Raw genomic sequence first — 1212 nt, 5'->3', positions numbered from 1 at the left:
TCCCGGTACGCTGCCATGATCTGTTCGCGCGTGCCACCGGCGTCGGTCGGGTCCGGCGTCGGCCAATATTCGACCTCGACGGCGAGCGAGCGGGTGAGTTCGAGTGCGGCGTGGTGCGCTTCGGGTGCCAGCGTGACGATGAGGTCGAAATAGTCGTCCTCGAGATCGTCCATCGTCCTTGGGTGGCGCTCGCCCAGCGTGAGATCTTCTTCGGCCAGCACCGCATCGACGAACGGATCGCGCTCGCCGGCGCGAACGCCGGCCGAAGCGACAAAGACGGTGGCGGGCAGCATCCGGCGCGCCAGCTGCTCCGCCATTGGCGAGCGCACGGCATTCATGCCGCACAGGAACAGGATCGAACGGGGCAGGGCGCCGGGCGACAGGGCTAGCCCCGCCAGTGCAGCACGCAGACCAGCGTGAACAGCCGGCGCGCCGTATCGAAGTCGATGTCGATCTTGCCGGACAGCCGGTCCATCAGCGTCTGCGAACCTTCATTGTGCAGGCCGCGGCGGCCCATGTCGATCGCCTCGATATGGCTCGGCGTCGAGGAGCGGATGGCGTCGTAGTAGCTTTCGCAGATCATGTAGTAATCCTTGACGATGCGCCGGAGCGGCGTCAGCGACAGGATATGGGTGACGACGGCGGTGCCATCCTCGCGCGCCACGGCAAACACCAGCCGCTGCTCGGCCAGCGACAGTTTCAGCCGGTAAGGGCCGTCGCCGCTGTCATTGACGGGCTGGAAACTGTTCTCCTCGATCAGGTCGAAGATCGCCACTGCACGTTCATGCTCGACATCCGGCGTTGACCGGCCGATCGATTCATCGAGTTCGACATCGATCAGCCTGGCGCGGGTTTGATCGGGGCCAGACATCGCCGCCTACATGTTCAACCGTATGGCGACGGAGCGTCCATGCGCGTCAAGACCCTCCGCCTTGGCCAGCGCAATCGCCGCCGGCGCCAAGATACGCAACTGCTCCGGTCCAAGCTTGAGGATCGACGTGCGCTTGACGAAATCGAGCACGGACAGGCCGGACGAGAAACGCGCCGAGCGCGCCGTCGGCAGCACATGGTTAGAGCCGCCGACATAGTCGCCGATGGCTTCCGGCGTGTGGCGGCCGAGAAAGACCGCACCGGCATTGCGCATCCGCGACAGGAAGCCCTCGGCGTCGTCGATGGCCAGTTCGACATGTTCGGCGGCGATGCGATCGACCA

At 65.3% G+C, this 1212-nt stretch carries 3 protein-coding genes; all 3 read right to left on the bottom strand.

Features of this window, described 5'->3' with window-relative positions:
* Window positions 1-338 (bottom strand): low molecular weight phosphatase family protein (locus EN879_RS36485; RefSeq protein ID WP_245491623.1); only part of this gene is annotated, 338 nt, incomplete at its 3' end.
* Between the two features lie 47 nt (window positions 339-385).
* Entirely contained in the window at window positions 386-871 is a 486-nt protein-coding gene (locus EN879_RS36480; RefSeq protein ID WP_013530198.1) for a UPF0262 family protein, read from the bottom strand.
* 6 nt (window positions 872-877) lie between these two features.
* Window positions 878-1212, bottom strand: a 335-nt coding sequence (locus EN879_RS36475) for a histidinol dehydrogenase (protein ID WP_206521092.1), incomplete at its 5' end; no start/stop codon positions are given.

It is taken from the genome of Mesorhizobium sp. M7A.F.Ca.AU.002.02.1.1 (genome assembly GCF_003998535.1).
Taxonomy (GTDB): Bacteria; Pseudomonadota; Alphaproteobacteria; order Rhizobiales; family Rhizobiaceae; genus Mesorhizobium; species Mesorhizobium ciceri.
This window is presented reverse-complemented; position numbering and strand designations above follow the sequence as displayed.